Origin of the sequence: Streptomyces sp. NPDC058246 (genome assembly GCF_042881985.1) — a bacterium.
Lineage (GTDB): Bacteria > Actinomycetota > Actinomycetes > Streptomycetales > Streptomycetaceae > Streptomyces.
Map to the genome: position 1 here is coordinate 110,695 of NZ_JBHVWZ010000013.1, position 17,314 is coordinate 128,008.

Here is a 17,314-nt window from a genome sequence, read left to right on the forward strand (position 1 = left end):
CGCGTGGTGGACCGTAATATCGTCGACATGAACACGCAAGAACTAGACAGAACATTGCAACAATAAAAATTCAGCCCGCAAGATCTAATGCGCCGTCTCGGGGCTGCGTCCAGCACCGGGCTGCGCGGGCCGCGCACGCGGCGGGGGGGGGGGGGCGGGGGGGGGGGGGGGGGGGCGGGGGGGGGGGGGGGGGGGGGGGGGGGGGGGGGGGGGGCCCCCGCGGGGGGGGGGGGGGGGGGGGGGGGCCCTCAGGTGTTCCAGATCTGGAATTCGGACACCTGGCCCGCGGGCCAACCGTCGTTGGCCGTGATGGTGACGCGGTAGTAGCGCTGGGTGGTGGCGGGGAAGGTGAGCGTGACGGTGTTCTTGGACCTCGGGTCGAAGGTGTAGGCGGCCGAGGACTTCAGGGTGGTGAAGGTGGTGCCGTCCGTGCTGCCGCCGAGGGTCAGGGTCTGGGTGCGGGCGCCCCAGGTGGCGGGCAGTTGCAGGACCACGCGCGAGGCGCTGCGGGCCGAGCCGAGATCGACCTGGACCCACTGCGGAAACCTGTTGTTGGCGCTCTCCCAGTAGGAGCCCTGGTTGCCGTCCGTCACGTTCGACGACGGGTATACGTCGGTGTGGCTGGACTCGCTGGTGGGCTTGCCGGCGGCGAGGTTGGTCCCGATGGTGTCGGTGCCCGTGCCCGACAGGGCCACCGTGGTGGGATTGTCGGACTGGTTGCCGGTCAGGGTGAGGGTGCCGGTGCGGGTGCCGGAGGCGGTGGGTCTGAAGGTGACGGCGACCGTGCAGTGCGCTCCGGCGGCCAGGGAGGTGCCGCAGGTGTCGGTCTGGGCGAAGTCACCGCCGGCGGTGACCCCGGTGATCGAGGCGGTGGCGGAGCCGGAGTTGGTGACGGTGACGGTCTGCGCAGCGCTGGTCGTGTTCACCGCCTGGTCGGCGAAGGTGAGTGATCCGGGAGACGCGGTCAGGGTGGCCTGCGGTGAGCCGCTCCCCGCGGCGAAGCCGAGGTGGTTGATGTTCCAGCCGCCGCTGTCCTGGTGGAGAGTCAGAATCTGCCGGCCGGCGGGCAGGGTGACGCGGGTGGTCGCGGTGCCCCAGGTCTGCCAGTCACTGGTGGCGGGCAGGTCGACGGCTCCGGTGAGGTTGGCACCGGAGGCGTCCGACAGGTGCAGCGCGCCTGTCACCGCGGCCGGGGCCGCGACGCGCAGGCTGACGGTGTAGGTGCCGGCCGTGGCGACGTCCACCGTGTAGCGGAACCACTGTCCGGCGCCGGTCCAGCCCAGGTTGTAACCGCCGCCGGTGTCCGAGGTGTTGTCCAGGTCCACGCCGTCGGCACGGTAGGAGTTGGCGTTGCCGTTGACGGAGGTGACGTTGTACGCGACCCCCTGGCCGCCGGTGTCGTAGTTCTCCGCCTGCACCGTGCCGGGCACGGCGGCAGGGGTGCCGCCGTACGGGCCCTCGGGAGCTGGCGGCGGCCAGTGGTTGTCGCTCAGCGTCGCGACGAACCCGGTGGAGTTGTTGACGAAGGCCGACGCGCCGGGGTCGAGCCCGGTGACCGTGTTGCCGGTGATCGTCGCGGAACCGGTGGGCGCGGGGTAGAACGACGGCGAGATCGCGATGCCGTTGCGGCCAGGATTGCTGACCGTGTTGTCCTGCAACAGGGTGTCGGTCGAGGTGGAGAAGGCGATCCCGTCGTAGAGGGAGTCGGTGACGGTGTTGCCGGTCACCGTGACCTTGTCGACGATCCCGGTGTTCTGTCCGTCGCCGCCGTTGCCGATGTGCAGGGCGGGCTGGCCCTGGCTGTAGGCGTTGCCGCCGGAGCGGACCACGGTGTTGCCCGTCACGGTCGCGGACAGCAGGTCGCTGCCGTTGACACCGAAGCGCCCGGCTCCCAGACCGATGTAGCGGGCTGTGTCGCTGATGTAGTTGTCCTTGACCTGGTGGCCGCTGCCCCCGTAGATCCCGACACCCTTGCCGCCCCACGGTGCGATCGAGGTGTTGCTGCGGACGGTGACATCGCTCATCGGGTTGTAGTACGTCTTGGAACCGTCGCTGTTGGTGTTGTAGTTCACCGAGTTGATGGCGATCGCGTCGTCTCCGGTGCCGCGGACGAAGTTGTTCGTGACCGTCAGGTTGTTGCCGGTGTCCGCGCCCAGGGACACGTTGTTGACGTTGATCCCGTCCGCCCATATCGACGTCAGCCGGCTGTTCTGCACCTTCCCGCCGGTGCCGGAGGCCCAGAAGCCCGACATGGTGTGCTGGGTCCAGATGCCGTCGGCCAGCCAGTCGGTGCCGGTGGTGTCCATCGCGCCGCCGTCCCCGCCGATGGTGCTCCGGCTGACGGCGTTGGCGTCGATGTGGAAGTTCCGCACGGTGCAGGAGGTCAGGTCGAACAGGGCCGCCAGCGGCGTGCTGTTGGGGACCGGGACGTCACGGTAGATCGTGCTGTACCAAAGGCCCGCGCCCGCGATGGTGATCCCCCGCGCGTTCAGTCCCGCGGTGCCCTTCACGTAGAAGGTGCCCTGAGGGATCCACAGGGTCTTTCCCTGCTGCTGGGCCTGGTCGACGCAGTTCTGGATGGCGGCCCGGCTGTCCACCGACTGGCTGTCGGCCCCACCATTGGTCGGATTGTCGTCCGCCACCGCACCGCAACTCGTGATCGAGATCGAGTTCGCCGGCTGCGTCAGCGGCGCGGGCGGGTTCTCCACATCGATGGAATCCACGTCGTAGAAGGACGCGCTGTTGTCGGAGTCCTTCCGCAGCGAGAACGTGGCGCCCGCCGGGATCGGGGACCCGGTGACGAAGGTGTGCGACTCGTCCCAGAAGACCCTCGGGTCGCCGTCGGCCGGGTTCTGGTTGTCGCTCGTGTTGTAGTTGCCGTTGCCCTCGTACACCCAGGTCTGCTTCGAGTTGAGGTTCAGCGCCTGCCGGAACACCCCGTTGACGTACAGGTTCAGCGTTCCGGTGATGCCGCCGCCGGACGCCGAATCCGGGATGCTCGCGCGGACGTTGAGGAAGGAGATCGGCTGCCCGGTCGTGTTGGTCCACTGCACCGACTGACCCGTGCCGCCCAGGTGGACATAGGAATGGCCCGAAGCCTCCAGGGCAGCGCTCGAGTACTGCGTCGTCGGCGCCGAGGACAGCGACCGGACGGCCGCACCCCCGCCCGGCGTTCCCGCCTCGGCCTCGTAGACCGAGAACGGCGTCGTCGCACCCACCGCCGCGCTCGCTGCCGCCTGCGCCTGCGCCTGCGCCTGCGCCTGCCGGAGAGCGTGGGCCGTCGGGCCGGCCCGGAGCGCCTTGGACGGCGGCGCCCCCTGTGTGGCGGCGGCCGGTAAGACGGACACGCACATCGCACCGACCGCGACGACGGCGGCCACCGCCAGTCGGCGCCCGGCGCTGCGGATGCCGCGCCGGGGTCTGGGGATCGTCAGCATCTGATGCTCCTTCAAGGAGTACGGGAAACCGGCGCCCCGACCGTACAGAGCCGACATCCACCCCGCTAGATTCTGACGAAGCAAAGAATGAATCATGCAGATCAATGCAACTTTCTGGCCAAAATCCGCAAATCTCAGATGAAACAAGCGTGGCACGGTCCCGCGGCACCTCGCCGGTGCCGGTGCCGGTGCGGAAACTCCCGTCCAAGGACTGCACCTGCAGAAGGTCGCGAACGGCCCGTGCTCGCGGGGTGGGCGCGTCAGGCGGGCGGACCGCGCTGCCGCGATTGCCCTACCTCGCCGTGTCACCGCAGGTCACGATGGGTGTCGCGCAAGCGGCCGCCGCGGCGCCCGCTCCGGCGGCCGCGCGGGACCTGTGGTGACGGCCTGCGTAATCGTCAAGAGAGGTGCCCGAGTGAAGACTCCACCCCGCTGTAGCGGATCAGCGCTCGCCACCACGATCACCCGGTGTACGTCGGTCGGCACGCGCCCAAGGCCGGCCGTGACCGCAGACCCGGCGACTGACACGGCGTCTTGGGCTGGGTGGTTGCAGAAGACCAGGTCTGCACCCTGAGCCGCCCGCAGTCGCTACCTCCCGGCCCCGGATGACGAATGTCCCAGGGGCGGATGAGCCTCGCACCTGCTCTCGAAGCGTCTGTTAGTGCCACACTGTGCCCCCGGGGAAAGGGGGTGGGCCATGGGGTTCGGTTTCCGTGTCGGTGTGCCTGGGCTGAGTGTGCGTGTGTCCACACGCGGTGTGCGGACCGGGTGGCCGTCGCCATCACCATGGACGTCGAAACCGGCCTGACCTGCGGATCCCTCACTCACGCAGCCCTGGACCTGGACTACACGAGCGGCACCGCCTGGACGTTTAAGCCTCCCGCCGACCCCGCCATCCGGGCCATGGTCATCGCCGAGCTCTACCGGCACAGTGCCGACGGCCATCCGGTGTGGAAGCTTCGGGCCCTCGGCCAGGGCTGGGCAGACGGCCTCGACGGCCTCGCTCGCGCCTATGGAGTCAACGTCGAATAGCTGGTCCGACGCATGCAAGGGAAGTCATCATGCCAACCTATAGCCTCGAAAACCGGCTGGTCATCGGAATAGCCTCCAGCGCACTCTTCGACCTTAAAGAGTCCGATGGTGTGTTCCGACAAGAAGGCGAGGAAGGCTATCGCATCTATCAGCGAGAGAACCTGGAAAACACCCTCCGACCCGGCGTGGCTTTTTCTTTTATCCGCCGCATTCTATCGCTGAATGACTTGAACCCAGAAGGCGACCCTTTGGTCGAAGTAATTATCCTCTCCCGCAACGACCCCGACACGGGACTTCGGGTCATGCGGTCCATAAAATCACACGACCTACCTATAAGCCGCGCCATCTTCATGCAAGGTCGGGCACCGTACAAGTTTATGCGCGCCCTACACATGTCACTGTTCCTGTCCGCAGATGAAAAGGACGTCCGAGAGGCCGTGATCTCAGGGCTACCTGCTGGTCGGGTCCTCGGTTCCGCCGTTGCCGACGACCCCGAGGACAGGGACCTACGGATTGCCTTTGACTTCGACGGCGTCCTCGCCGGCGATGAATCGGAGCGCGTCTTCCAACAGAACGGCATAGAGGAATTCCGCACTCACGAGACCCTGAACGTTGCCACTCCTCACGATGCAGGCCCCCTCCGGGACTTCCTACGCGAGATCAACAAGCTGCAGCGAAGAGAGGAAGAACGTCGCAGGGAGAACGAGGACTACACGATCCGGGTTCACGTATCCATCGTCACAGCACGCAATGCGCCGGCACATGAGCGCGCCATAATGAGTTTGCAAAACTGGGGAGTGACAGTCAATGACGCGTTCTTCCTGGGGGGCATCGACAAGAGTTCGATCATGGATGTACTGAGGCCGCACATCTTCTTCGACGACCAGAAAATCCATCTTGAAGGAACCTCCCAGACGACCCCGAGCGTCCACATTCCCTTCGGGGTTGTCAACCAAGGAGAGAGCACCGAGACGTCCGAGTAGCTTGCTCGGCAAGTAAAGCCGCGCGTCAGGCCTCGTTCGTGACCTGCGCTGATGCCAACTGCTTCAGCGGCCGGAAGCGCGGAATCAGAGAGATGGTTGGCACTTCGGTACAGCGCAGGTCACGGTACCTATGGCGACCGCGCGTTCGACATCGTTGTCGAGAGCGTGGCCGCCCCAGGCGCGGCCCTACGGGATGCGGCAAGCCCCGAGGGAGCACCGGCCACCGGGGAGTGTGGTCGGCCTACGGCGCGTAGTCGGCGTCACTGCCGTACAGCTCCCTGGTGAACGCGGAGACATCGGCGCTGCGATCGGCGCCGTCGAGGTTGTACGTCAGATAGACGCCGTACCCCTCACCGACCGTGCGGCGGGCGAGGTCGGCGGCCGTGCTTTGCGAGGTCCCGCCGATCTCGACGGCCGCCGGCGACAGCTTCGACTTGGGCAGTGCGATGCCGGGGACCTGCCAGGTGCCGTAGTACGGGTTCCAGGCGTAGTCGAACTTGGACGAGACGTCGACACCGCCGTAGGACAGGCGCGACGCGGCCGGGCCGATGTTGTAGAGGCTGATGATCTTGTCCGGCATGTTGGCGCGCAGTGCCGACACCAGGTACACGAACGAACTGTCGTTGGGCTGGCCGGTGCCGTTGTTTCCGTACTCGGCGTACTCGTCGTCGAAGTCGATGCCGTCGAGGCCGTACTTGGCCACGGTGTCCGACAGTTGTTTCGCGAACGTCGAAGCCGCCTGCTGGGACGGGAAGTTGGCGAAGCCCGCGCCCTGGTGGTTGCCGAGCACCGAGAGGACGACCTTGATGCCCTTCTGCTGTAACGGCCGTATCTGGTTGGCGGCGTTGTCGAGGACGCGTTGTACGTTCTCGTTGAAGTACAGAGTCGCCGCCTTCGTGCCCGTGTCGTAGTTGATGTTCGCCGCGAAGATCACGGCGACGTCGAAGACATTGCCGCCGCCGTTGGCGAGGGTGTACTTAGCGACGTTCAGCATGCTGTTGTTGTTCACCTCGACGTACGCCACCGAGGTTGGTCCTTGTTTTACGGAAGCGGGGGCCGCTGCCGCGCCGGTCGTGGCGGTCGCGCCGAAGGCGAGGGCCGTAAGGGCCGAGAGCGCGAGCGCGGCCGTCCGTACTCTGCTCCGCACCGGAGTGAACATCGTTGATCGGTCTCCCATCGCATGGAGCGGCGCCCGACCTGTTCGCAAGCGCCGAGTGAGCCCCCGATCTTTCCGCTCCCGTGACCGAATCCCCAGAACCATGCGAGAACTTTTCACGACTCCCACGCACTTCGCGCGGTAACCCTGAGCCCGGGCAAAGGAGTTACTGGAACGCCGCGCTGCCGCACTGTCCCAGGCCTGCGACCAACAGAACCCATGGGAGATCGACATCGACGCGATCACCACCGGCGCGGACGAACCAGGCATGAGAGGTCAGAGCCCCGCGATCGCGTTCCAGCGCTTCGCGAACTCGGTGCGTTCCGTGGACGTGATGTCGCGGGCGATGGCGAGGCGCCCCCGCATGGTGGCGTCGGGGAAGATCAGCGGGTCCTCGGCGAGGGCGGCGGTGTCCTTGTCCTTGGAGGAGGCGAGGACGTCCTGGGCGGCGGGGACGGGGCAGACGTAGTTGACCCAGGCGGCCAGCTCCGCGGCGACCTCGGGCTCGTAGTAGTAGTCGATGAGCTTCTCCGCGTTGGCCTTGTGGCGGGCCAGGTTGGGGATCATCAGCGACTCGGCCCACAGTTCGGCGCCCTCCTCGGGGACGACGAAGCGGATGTCGGGGTCGTCGGCCTGGAGCTGGATCACGTCACCGGAGTACGCCTGGCAGGCCAGGACGTCGCCGCTGGAGAGGTCCTTGATGTAGTCGTTGCCCGTGAAGCGACGGATCTGGCCGCTGTGGACATGCTTCTCGACCTGGTCGCAGACCTTGTGGAAGTCGTCCGCCTGCCACTTGGTGATGTCGACGCCATTGCCCTGCATGAGCAGCGCGAACGCCTCGTCCAGGCCGGAGAGAAGGGTGACGCGCCCCTTGAGGTCGTCGGCCCACAGGTCGGAGACGTGCCGGATCTCGCGGCCGACCCTGCGGCGGTTGTACGCGATGCCGGTGATCCCCGACTGCCACGGCACGCTGGACTTGCGCCCCGGGTCGAACGCGGGCGAACTCAGCAGCGGGTCGAGGTACTTGACGACGTTCGGCTGATTGGCCCGGTCCATCTCCTGGACCCAGCCGAGGCGGACGAAGCGCGCGCACATCCAGTCGCTGATGACGATCAGATCGCGGCCCGTCTGCTGGTGGTTCATCAGGGACGGGCTGATCTTGCCGAAGAACTCGTCGTTGTCGTTGATCTCCTCGATGTAGTCGACGGAGATCCCGGTGCGCTTCTCGAAGGCCTCCAGCGTGGGCCGCTTGGTGTGGTCCTTGTCGTCGGTGTCGATGTAGAGGGGCCAGTTCGCCCAGGTCAGCCGCTTGTCGCGGGCGGACAGGTCGGCCCCGGCCCGGTCGCCGGGCGACACATACGCGGCGGGCACCCCGCATCCGGCCAGCGCGCCGAGCGCGGCACCACCGCCGAGAGCGCGCAGCAGGGACCGGCGGGACAGAGGCGAGGCGTTCCGAATCACTGGCACGCGGGCAGCTTGCCGCCCCTGCCCACGGACGGGCAATGGACGCTGCGTCGAGCGGTGCCGCCGCGACCCGACACCCTGTCGACCAGGTCGGTCGCGCGGTGGGCACGAGGCCTCACGGCCGGCCTGCCGACCAGTCCGCCGAGCAGCGGGCACAAGGCCTCACGATCGGCCTGTAGACCAGTCGGCCGAGCGGTTGGTGCGGGGCCTCACGGCCGAGCGCGCCCGGTCCACCGTCACGATCAGTGGCGGCTCCCCCCGGCTTGCGCAGCAGGCGGCTCACGGTCACGTTCACGGTCTGCCCGAAGGGGTTGGGCCGCCTCGCCCCAGGCCCGTTCCAGGAGTTGCCCGATGAAGACGACGGCACCCAGCGCGGGCGGCGGGAGCCCGAGTACGGCGAACTCCCTGGGGCTCAGGGCGAGTCCGCCGCCGAACCGGGTCGCCTGCCACCGCGCCGGGTCGAGGCGCAGCTGGCCGCGGACCGGCGCAGGAGGCAGTGCGAGCCGCGCACGCCGCGCCAACGCCCGTAACCGCGCGACCAGTTCGGCGAACGCGAACGCCTCCGAGAGACAGTCGTCGGCACCGAGCCCGAGCCCCGCGACCGGACCGACCACCGCCCCGCCACCGGACCGGCCACCGCCTCACGACCGGACCGACCACCGCCCCACCACCGGACCGACCACCGCCCAGGGCGCGGTGGGCATCAGCACCTGGCCGCCGCCGGCGTCCGGCACACGCCATCGAGAGCATCCGCCCACCCACGCCCGACCACCACGGAGGGATGACCACCAAGGAGGGAGGAGACACCACCACGGAGGGGGGAACACCGCGGCCCCGGACGGGAGGTGATTCCGTCCGGGGCCGCGCGGTTCACGCCTCGGCGATCAGCCGTCCAGCGACGTCATCACGTGCTTGATGCGCGTGTAGTCGTCGAAGCCGTACGCCGAAAGGTCCTTGCCGTAGCCGGACTTCTTGAAGCCTCCGTGCGGCATCTCGGCGACCAGCGGGATGTGGGTGTTGATCCACACGCAGCCGAAGTCGAGGGACTTCGACAGACGCATCGCACGCCCGTGGTCCTTGGTCCATACGGAGGAGGCGAGGGCGTAGTCGACGCCGTTGGCCCACTCGATGGCCTGGGCCTCGTCCGTGAAGGACTGGACGGTGATGACCGGCCCGAACACCTCGTTCTGGATGATCTCGTCGTCCTGCTTGAGGCCGGAGACGACGGTCGGGGCGTAGAAGTAGCCCTTGTCGCCGACCTGCTGGCCGCCCGCCTCGACCTTGGCGTGCGCGGGCAGGCGCTCGATGAAGCCGGCGACCTGCTTGAGCTGGTTGGGGTTGTTCAGCGGGCCGTAGAGCACGTCCTCGTCGTCCGGCTGGCCGGTCTTCGTCTCGGCGGCGGCCTTGGCGAGGGCGGCGACGAACTCGTCGTGGATGGACTCCTGGACCAGGACGCGGGTGGCGGCCGTACAGTCCTGGCCGGCGTTGAAGAAGCCCGCGACCGAGATGTCCTCGACGGCCTTGGCGATGTCGGTGTCCTCGAAGACGACGACCGGGGCCTTGCCGCCCAGCTCCAGGTGGACGCGCTTGAGGTCCTTGGACGCCGACTCGGCGACCGACATGCCCGCGCGCACGGAGCCGGTGATGGAGGCCATCGCCGGGGTGTGGTGCTCGACCATCGCGCGACCGGTGTCACGGTCGCCGCAGATGACGTTGAAGACACCCTTGGGAAGGATGCCGCCGATGATGTCGGCGATCAGGACGGTGGAGGCCGGAGTGGTGTCCGACGGCTTCAGGACGACCGTGTTGCCCGCGGCGAGCGCCGGGGCGAACTTCCACACCGCCATCATCATCGGGTAGTTCCATGGCGCGACCTGCGCGCAGACGCCGATCGGCTCGCGGCGGACGATCGAGGTCATGCCCTCCATGTACTCGCCGGCCGAGCGGCCCTCGAGCATGCGGGCGGCGCCCGCGAAGAAGCGGATCTGGTCGACCATCGGCGGGATTTCCTCGGACCGGGTCAGCCCGATCGGCTTGCCGGTGTTCTCCACCTCGGCCGCGATGAGTTCCTCGGCCCGCTCCTCGAACGCGTCCGCGATCTTCAGGAGGGCCTTCTGGCGCTCGGCCGGGGTCTGGTCGCGCCAGGCGGGGAAGGCCGCGGCGGCGGCCGCCATCGCGGCGTCGACGTCCGCCTGGCCGGAGAGCGGCGCGGTCGCGTACGCCTCACCGGTCGCGGGGTTGACGACCTCGGTGCTCCGCCCGTCGGCGGCGTCCCGGAACTCGCCATCGATGTAGTTGCGCAGACGACGCAGCTCGGTGCTCACTGCCGGCCCTCCAAGTAGAGATGTCCAATCGCTGAGACACCCACCCTAATCCGTGCTCCCACGTTTTCAACACCCCCGCACGCCCCAGATCTGCGAAATCCGCAAGACGCGTACCCGTAAACAACGAATTTCATCGCCATGGCCTTGCGGAACTGTCGAGACGTCGTGCACAGTGAGGTCGTGGCCAGTCGAAGCGCAGACCCCAGGGACTCCCGCGAGTCCAGGAACGGCAGTCCCCAGTTGGATGCCGTCTCCCTCGCCATCATCGAGCAGCTGCAGCAGGACGGACGCCGCCCGTACGCCGCGATCGGCAAGGCCGTCGGCCTCTCCGAGGCGGCCGTGCGCCAGCGCGTCCAGAAGCTGCTCGACCAGGGCGTGATGCAGATCGTCGCCGTGACGGACCCGCTCACCGTGGGTTTCCGCAGGCAGGCGATGGTGGGCATCAATGTCGAGGGCGACCTCGACCCGGTGGCGGACACGCTGACGGCCATGTCGGAAGTCGAGTACGTGGTGATGACCGCGGGCTCGTTCGACATCCTCGCCGAGATCGTCTGCGAGGACGACGACCACCTGCTGGACGTCATCAACAAACGCATCCGGGCCCTGCCCGGGGTGCGCTCCACCGAGAGTTTCGTCTACCTGAAGCTCAAGAAGCAGACCTACATGTGGGGAACCCGATAGCCGTGAGCACCCAGGACCTCAGCAAGACCGCGTACGACCACTTGTGGATGCACTTCACCCGCATGTCCTCGTACGAGAACGCGCCCGTTCCCACCATCGTCCGTGGTGAGGGCACCTACATCTACGACGACAAGGGCAAGCGCTACCTCGACGGTCTCGCGGGCCTGTTCGTGGTCCAGGCCGGCCACGGCCGCACCGAGCTGGCCGAGACCGCCTTCAAGCAGGCGCAGGAGCTGGCCTTCTTCCCGATCTGGTCCTACGCCCACCCGAAGGCGGTGGAGCTCGCCGAGCGCCTCGCGAACTACGCGCCGGGTGACCTGAACAAGGTCTTCTTCACCACCGGTGGCGGCGAGGCCGTGGAGACCGCCTGGAAGCTCGCCAAGCAGTACTGGAAGCTGCGCGGCCACCACACCAAGTACAAGGTCATCTCGCGCGCGGTCGCCTACCACGGCACCCCGCAGGGCGCCCTGTCCATCACCGGCCTGCCGGCCCTGAAGGCCCCCTTCGAGCCGCTGGTCCCGGGCGCCCACAAGGTCCCGAACACCAACATCTACCGCGCCCCGATCTTCGGCGACGACCCGGAGGCCTTCGGCCGCTGGGCCGCCGACCAGATCGAGCAGCAGATCCTCTTCGAGGGTCCGGAGACGATCGCGGCCGTCTTCCTGGAGCCGGTGCAGAACGCCGGTGGCTGCTTCCCGCCGCCGCCCGGCTACTTCCAGCGCGTGCGCGAGATCTGCGACCAGTACGACGTACTGCTCGTCTCGGACGAGGTCATCTGCGCCTTCGGCCGCCTCGGCACGATGTTCGCCTGCGACAAGTTCGGCTACGTCCCGGACATGATCACCTGCGCCAAGGGCATGACCTCGGGCTACTCCCCGATCGGCGCGTGCATCGTCTCCGACAAGGTCGCCGAGCCGTTCTACAAGGGCGACAACACCTTCCTGCACGGCTACACCTTCGGCGGCCACCCCGTGTCGGCCGCGGTGGGTCTGGCCAACCTCGACCTGTTCGAGCGCGAGAACCTCAACCAGCACGTGCTGGACAACGAGGCCAACTTCCTCTCGACGCTGCAGAAGCTGCACGACCTGCCGATCGTCGGCGACGTCCGCGGCAACGGCTTCTTCTACGGCATCGAGCTGGTGAAGGACAAGGCCACCAAGGAGACCTTCACGGACGAGGAGTCGGAGCGCGTGCTCTACGGCTTCGTCTCCAAAAAGCTCTTCGAGTACGGCCTCTACTGCCGCGCCGACGACCGCGGTGACCCGGTCATCCAGCTGTCGCCGCCGCTGATCTCCGACCAGTCGACCTTCGACGAGATCGAGGGGATCGTCCGTCAGGTGCTGACGGAGGCGTGGACCAAGCTCTGAGTCACGGCGCCGTGCGCAGCGGATCCGTACACGGCGGCTCCGTACATAGCGGCTCCGTACATAGCGGCTCCGTACACAGCGGCTCCGTACACAGCGGCTCCGGCAACGCTCCGATGAGCTGAACCTGTGATCGACACCGGCCCCGGGCCGCCCGTTCGAGTGAGAATGGGCGGCCCGGGGCCGCGTGCTGTCCGGCCTCCCGCCCCCGACTCCCTAGCGTGCCCAGTGACCGATCGGCCCTGCCTTCGTTCCCCCGACCGGGGGACTCGGCTCGGCAAATCAGATCTGAACGAGGTGTACGCGATGGTGGCCCCGCCGGACAACGACGTGCTCTGGGCACGCGCCCTGCACGTCACGCACAACGGCTCGCCCGCGCTCAGCGGTGTCTCGCTCGGCATCCGCGAGGGCGAGATCCTGGCCGTCGGCGGCCCGCGCGGCAGCGGCAAGACGACCCTCCTGCGGTGCCTGTCGGGCCAGCTGCTGCCGCAGCAGGGCGAGGTGTGGTTCAACAGCACGCCCGTGCACACCATGGGCCCGCTCACCCGCGAACGGCTGCGCCGCGACCGCTTCGGCTGGATCGACCCGGCGCCCATCCTGGTCCCCGAGCTGAACGCCTGGGAGAACGCCGCGCTGCCCCTGATGCTGCGCGGCTGCGCCCGCCGGGCCGCCAAGACCGCCGCCCTGGAATGGCTGGAACGCCTCGACATCGGCGGCTGCGCCCGCAAACGCCCGCACGCCCTGCTCCAGGCCGAGCGGCAGCGCGTCGCCATCGCCCGCGCGCTGGTCCCCGCCCCGACCGTGCTCTTCGCCGACGAGCCGACCGCCCCGCTGCACCGCGCCGACCGCGCCCATGTCCTGCGCACGCTCACCACGGCGGCCCGCTCGCACAGCATCACGGTCGTCCTGGCCACCCACGACGCCGACACCGCGGCGCTCGCCGACCGCACGGTGTCGCTGCTCGACGGACGGCGCGTGAACACCGTCCACCTGCCCCCGGTCGTCGAGACGGAAGGCCGGGCCGCGTGCTCGCTCTCCGCCTAGCCCGCGGGGCCCAGCCCCTCGTCCAGCTCCGCCGGCTCCTGGTCGCCACCGCCTCCGGGGGCACCGGGTTCCTGCTGCTGTGCACGCTGGGGTACGCGATGTCGCATCCGGACGCCTCGGCCGCCAGCGTCCTGCGCCTGGCCTGGTGCGTCGTCCCGCTCGCCGCCACGGTCTACTTCGCGCTCGCGGTCGCCCGCACCGACCCCGGCACCCGCCCCCGCCCCGGCCTGTCGGCCATCGGTCTGGGCAACGGTCGCCTGATGGCCATCTCCGCCGCCACCACGGCCCTCTCCACCACCCTCGGCTCCCTGCTCGCCCTGCTGCTCTTCCTCCACCTGCGCGGCGACCTGACGGGCATCCCCTTCGACGGCGCGGCGGCGGAGTTCCTCGCGGTCGACGAGTCCCTCCCCCTGCCCGCGGCCCTCACGCTGCTGGCCCTGGTCCCGATCGCGGCCTCCGCTGCGGTCGCGACGGCCCTGCGGCCCCGGGGCGGGAAGCCGCGGAGCGCCGTGCGGTCGTACGGCCGCACCTGGATGGCCGCGCGACAGAGCGCGACGCGGCACGCCACCGGTCGCCCGGGCCGGCGCGGCGGACGGCACGCCAACGGCCGCGACACGGCCGGTACCACCGACACCACCGGTGCGCCCGGGGTCGCCGACGGGCGCGAGCAGGCGGACCGGTACGACGGCGCAGGCGCCCTCGCGGGCCCCGGCGCGCGCGACGGCTCGGGCGTCGAGGGAAACGCGACGGCGCACTCCGGCGCGCGCAGAGGCGCGCACGACACCTCCGGCGTCATCGCGGACCCGGCCGCCCTCGACGACGCCGACTTCCACTGGACCGCGCGGGCGTACGCCAGTGGTGGAGTGCACAAGGCCGCCTCCGCCGTCCACCAGGACGCCATGGGCCAGGAGCGGCCCGGCAGCCGCCGTCACACGGCCTCCCACGACGACCCCGGAGCCCCGTACGACGGGCCCGACGCACGGGACGGCTCCGCCCACAGCGATCGCCGTGGACGCGGCCCGAGCCCCGAGCTCGACCCGCGCCGACTCCCGCCCCCGGAGTCCACGCCCAGCGGCCTCCCCTGGGGCGCCGCCGCGCTCGCGGCCGGCCTCGCCGTGGAGACCTACGCGAGCCGTTCGAGCCGCCCGGCACCCGGGCTCGCGCTGCCCGGCGGTTTCGTGGGCGGTCCGGCCGGGGTGCTGATCGGCTGGGTGCTGACGGCGGTCGGCCTGGCGCTGGCGGGGCCGGCGATCACGTACCTGTGCGGGCGGCTGCTCCAGGCCGTACGGCCCGGCGCGCTGCGGCTGCTCGCCGGGCGGGTGCTCCAGGGGGAGTCGCGGCGCATCGGGCAGCCGCTCGGCGTGGTGTGCGCGGTGGCGTCGGGCGGCTACGCCATGGCGACGCTGTACACGGGCGCCCGCCCGGACTTCGGCCCGCTGACCACCCTCGGCGCACTGCTGGTCGCGGGGTGCACGCTGCTGACCCTGGCGACGGCCGCCGTCGAGGCGAAGCAGGCGCGCGCGGACACCACGGCGGCGCTGCTGCGGCTCGGCGCGCCGGCCGCCATGCTGCGCGGTGCCGCGGCCCTGCGCGTCGCCGCGCTGCTCGCCGTGTTCGCGCCGCTGACCTGGGCGGTCGCCGAGCTGGCCGCGCTTCCCCTGCTCCACTGACCCTCGTACGACCTCATCGGCTGCACTTCGTACGAATCCGGCCACGGGAAACCTCATTCGAACCCGGCCACGGAACCTCGTGCGAAAAGGGTCCGTGGCAAGTCGGCGCCGGGCGATGAGTTCCGCGCGGATCCCCGGTCTACCCCTCCGAACGGCACATCACCGACGGGAGACCCCTCATGTACCAGCAGATGATCTTCGTGAACCTGCCCGTGGCCGACGTCGACACCTCGAAGAAGTTCTTCACGGAGCTCGGCTACACGATCAACCCGCAGTTCACGACGGACGACTGCGCCTGCGTGGTGATCAGCGACACGATCATCGCGATGATGCTGAGCAAGCAGCGCTACGCGGACTTCACGAAGAAGCAGATCGCGGACTCGACGAAGACCAGCGAGGTGCTGCTGTGTCTGAGCGCCGAGAGCCGCGAGAAGGTCGACGAACTGGTCGACGGCGCGATCGCGGCGGGTGGCACGGCGACCGGCGAGACCCAGGACCACGGCTTCATGTACGGGCGGGCCTTCGACGACCCGGACGGCCACACCTGGGAGGTCATGTGGATGGACCCGGCGGCGGTCCAGGGCTGACCTCCGCGCTCGGCACCGGTCCGGGCGCGCGGTACAGGGGTCCGCACGCCCGGGATCGAGGCCCGGTTCGAGGGAGCGCGAGGGTCGGTACGCCTGGCATCGGCGCTCGGTCACGGGCGTCCGCACGTCCGGCATCAAGGGCGCCCCGTTTGAGGCGGCCGAACGTCCGGTATCAAGGGCCCCGTCGGAGGCGTCCGCACGCCCGGCATCAAGGGCCCCGTCGGAGGCGTCCGCACGCCCGGCATCGAGGCGCCGGTTGTGGGGCACCCGCTCCCGGCGTCGGCGTGGCGCATAGCATGGCCGCGTGCAGCCGACCCCCCTTCACGCATCCCATGACCGTGAGATCGAGTCCCTCGCCGAGTTCGACGAGGTGGTCTCGGCGGGCGGCTCGCTCGCCCATTTCCGTGTCCAGGCCGTCGACCTGACGGACCGTACGGCGGTGCTGCTGTCGGTGGACACCGCGAGCGCCGTCTTCCTGGGCTGCCCGATGGACCCGGAGGCGGCGGCGAAAGTGCGGACCTCGGGTGCGCTCGTCTTCCCGCCCGTGCCCGGGCTGCCCTTCGACCCGTACCGCGGTCGGCTCTACTCCCCCGACGAGCTCTTCGACTCGCTCGACGCGGGCTATGAGACCACCCAGGACGCCCGCGCGTACACCTGGTTCCAGCGGACCAAGGCCGACGGGGACGTCTTCGCGTCGATGCTGCGCGCGATCCACGACGACTCCGTCTCGGACGCCCTGGACGAACTCCTGGTGGGCGCACGGGTGGTGGGCGTGATGGGCGGCCACGCGATGGCGCGCGGCACGGAGGCGTACGAGGGCGCGGCGCGCCTGGGCCGTGAGCTGGCGCGCACCGGTTTCACGGTCGCCACAGGCGGCGGTCCGGGCGCCATGGAGGCGGCTAATCTCGGCGCGTACGCGGCGCCCTTCGACGACGGGATGCTCACCGAGTCCCTCCAGATCCTGGCCAAGGCGCCGTCGTTCGCGCCCTCGGTGACCGACTGGGCGCGCGCCGCCTTCGAGATACGCGAGCTCTGGCCCTCCGGAGGCCCCTCGGTCGGCATCCCCACCTGGTTCTACGGTCACGAGCCGCCGAACGCCTTCGCCGCGCACATCGCCAAGTACTTCGCCAACGCGACCCGCGAGGATGGTCTGCTGGCCCGCTCGAACGCGGGCGTCGTCTTCCTGCCGGGCGCCGCGGGGACCGTACAGGAGATCTTCGACAACGCGACCCCGAACTACTACGAGTCCCGTGGCGAGCCCACCCCCATGGTCCTGGTGAACCGGGCGCATTGGACCGAAAAGCACCCGACTTGGCCCCTCCTCCAGTCGCTGGCCCGGGAGCGTGCGATGGCGTCGCGCATCGCGCTGGTCGACCGGATCGAGGAGGCTCCGGAGGCGCTCAAACGCCTCGGTGGTTAATGACAAGGCAAAGCCAACGGCCGGGCAGGGCATATGCATTGACAGCCCTTAGGTGGCGCTTATAAACCTGTGAGACTCCTGGTGGCCCTGTTGTCCAAGCGTTTTTCCCGGCAGAGCCGCCATCACCCCCCGCAGTTGCGCAACCTGTGAAG

General features: G+C 69.2%; 13 protein-coding genes. 8 read left to right on the forward strand and 5 right to left on the reverse strand.

Annotated elements, in window-relative coordinates:
- Positions 1-248: 248 nt before the first annotated feature.
- A complete protein-coding gene (locus tag ACFVXA_RS20645) occupies positions 249-3,437 on the reverse strand; it encodes a discoidin domain-containing protein (RefSeq protein WP_390025938.1) in 3,189 nt (1,062 codons plus the stop codon).
- A gap of 786 nt (positions 3,438-4,223) precedes the next feature.
- On the opposite strand from ACFVXA_RS20645, the gene ACFVXA_RS20650 reads away from it, so the two are divergent.
- Both ACFVXA_RS20650 and ACFVXA_RS20655 read left to right on the forward strand, forming a co-directional pair.
- Positions 4,224-4,469 (forward strand): TerD family protein, encoded by a 246-nt coding sequence (locus ACFVXA_RS20650; protein WP_390025940.1) that lies wholly within the window; start codon positions 4,224-4,226, stop codon positions 4,467-4,469.
- Positions 4,470-4,498: 29 nt separating this feature from the next.
- Positions 4,499-5,452 carry a 5'-nucleotidase gene (locus ACFVXA_RS20655; RefSeq protein ID WP_362030432.1) on the forward strand — a complete coding sequence of 318 codons (954 nt, stop codon included), beginning with the start codon at positions 4,499-4,501 and terminating at the stop codon, positions 5,450-5,452.
- A 241-nt stretch (positions 5,453-5,693) separates the two neighbouring features.
- On the opposite strand, the gene ACFVXA_RS20660 is transcribed toward ACFVXA_RS20655, so the two are convergent.
- The 4 genes from ACFVXA_RS20660 to ACFVXA_RS20675 form a co-directional block, all read right to left on the reverse strand.
- Positions 5,694-6,611: an endo-beta-N-acetylglucosaminidase H gene (locus ACFVXA_RS20660; RefSeq protein WP_390025942.1), complete on the reverse strand. Its 918-nt coding sequence runs from the start codon at positions 6,609-6,611 to the stop codon at positions 5,694-5,696.
- 273 nt (positions 6,612-6,884) lie between these two features.
- The gene (locus ACFVXA_RS20665) at positions 6,885-8,075 is read right to left on the reverse strand and encodes a spermidine/putrescine ABC transporter substrate-binding protein (RefSeq protein ID WP_390025944.1); all 1,191 of its coding nucleotides are present in this window, start codon (positions 8,073-8,075) and stop codon (positions 6,885-6,887) included.
- 239 nt (positions 8,076-8,314) lie between these two features.
- Entirely contained in the window at positions 8,315-8,686 is a 372-nt protein-coding gene (locus tag ACFVXA_RS20670) for a hypothetical protein (protein WP_362030438.1), read from the reverse strand.
- A gap of 270 nt (positions 8,687-8,956) precedes the next feature.
- Positions 8,957-10,396 carry a gamma-aminobutyraldehyde dehydrogenase gene (locus tag ACFVXA_RS20675; protein WP_362030440.1) on the reverse strand — a complete coding sequence of 480 codons (1,440 nt, stop codon included), beginning with the start codon at positions 10,394-10,396 and terminating at the stop codon, positions 8,957-8,959.
- A 165-nt stretch (positions 10,397-10,561) separates the two neighbouring features.
- Here ACFVXA_RS20675 and ACFVXA_RS20680 point away from each other — a divergent pair, with 165 nt between their 5' ends.
- From ACFVXA_RS20680 to ACFVXA_RS20705, 6 genes are all read left to right on the forward strand, one after another.
- On the forward strand, positions 10,562-11,077 hold the full coding sequence (locus tag ACFVXA_RS20680; protein ID WP_362030442.1) for an Lrp/AsnC family transcriptional regulator: 516 nt from the start codon (positions 10,562-10,564) through the stop codon (positions 11,075-11,077).
- Entirely contained in the window at positions 11,062-12,444 is a 1,383-nt protein-coding gene (locus ACFVXA_RS20685; RefSeq protein ID WP_362030444.1) for an aspartate aminotransferase family protein, read from the forward strand. The genes ACFVXA_RS20680 and ACFVXA_RS20685 overlap by 16 nt, the downstream gene beginning before the upstream one ends.
- Before the next feature lie 303 nt (positions 12,445-12,747).
- Positions 12,748-13,485 (forward strand): ATP-binding cassette domain-containing protein, encoded by a 738-nt coding sequence (locus ACFVXA_RS20690; protein WP_362030446.1) that lies wholly within the window; start codon positions 12,748-12,750, stop codon positions 13,483-13,485.
- On the forward strand, positions 13,467-15,155 hold the full coding sequence (locus ACFVXA_RS20695) for a hypothetical protein (protein WP_390025946.1): 1,689 nt from the start codon (positions 13,467-13,469) through the stop codon (positions 15,153-15,155). The genes ACFVXA_RS20690 and ACFVXA_RS20695 overlap by 19 nt, the downstream gene beginning before the upstream one ends.
- A 179-nt stretch (positions 15,156-15,334) precedes the next feature.
- Positions 15,335-15,742 (forward strand): VOC family protein, encoded by a 408-nt coding sequence (locus ACFVXA_RS20700; protein WP_362030450.1) that lies wholly within the window; start codon positions 15,335-15,337, stop codon positions 15,740-15,742.
- A 304-nt stretch (positions 15,743-16,046) separates the two neighbouring features.
- Entirely contained in the window at positions 16,047-17,162 is a 1,116-nt protein-coding gene (locus ACFVXA_RS20705) for a Rossmann fold nucleotide-binding protein (RefSeq protein ID WP_362030452.1), read from the forward strand.
- Positions 17,163-17,314 lie beyond the last annotated feature (152 nt).

Coding starts and splice junctions, on each gene's coding strand:
- ACFVXA_RS20645 (WP_390025938.1), bottom strand. CDS start 3,437: ATGCTGACGATCCCCAGACCCCGGCGCGGCATCCGCAGCGCCGGGCGC.
- ACFVXA_RS20700 (WP_362030450.1), top strand. CDS start 15,335: ATGTACCAGCAGATGATCTTCGTGAACCTGCCCGTGGCCGACGTCGAC.
- ACFVXA_RS20660 (WP_390025942.1), bottom strand. CDS start 6,611: ATGTTCACTCCGGTGCGGAGCAGAGTACGGACGGCCGCGCTCGCGCTC.
- ACFVXA_RS20690 (WP_362030446.1), top strand. CDS start 12,748: ATGGTGGCCCCGCCGGACAACGACGTGCTCTGGGCACGCGCCCTGCAC.
- ACFVXA_RS20650 (WP_390025940.1), top strand. CDS start 4,224: ATGGACGTCGAAACCGGCCTGACCTGCGGATCCCTCACTCACGCAGCC.
- ACFVXA_RS20655 (WP_362030432.1), top strand. CDS start 4,499: ATGCCAACCTATAGCCTCGAAAACCGGCTGGTCATCGGAATAGCCTCC.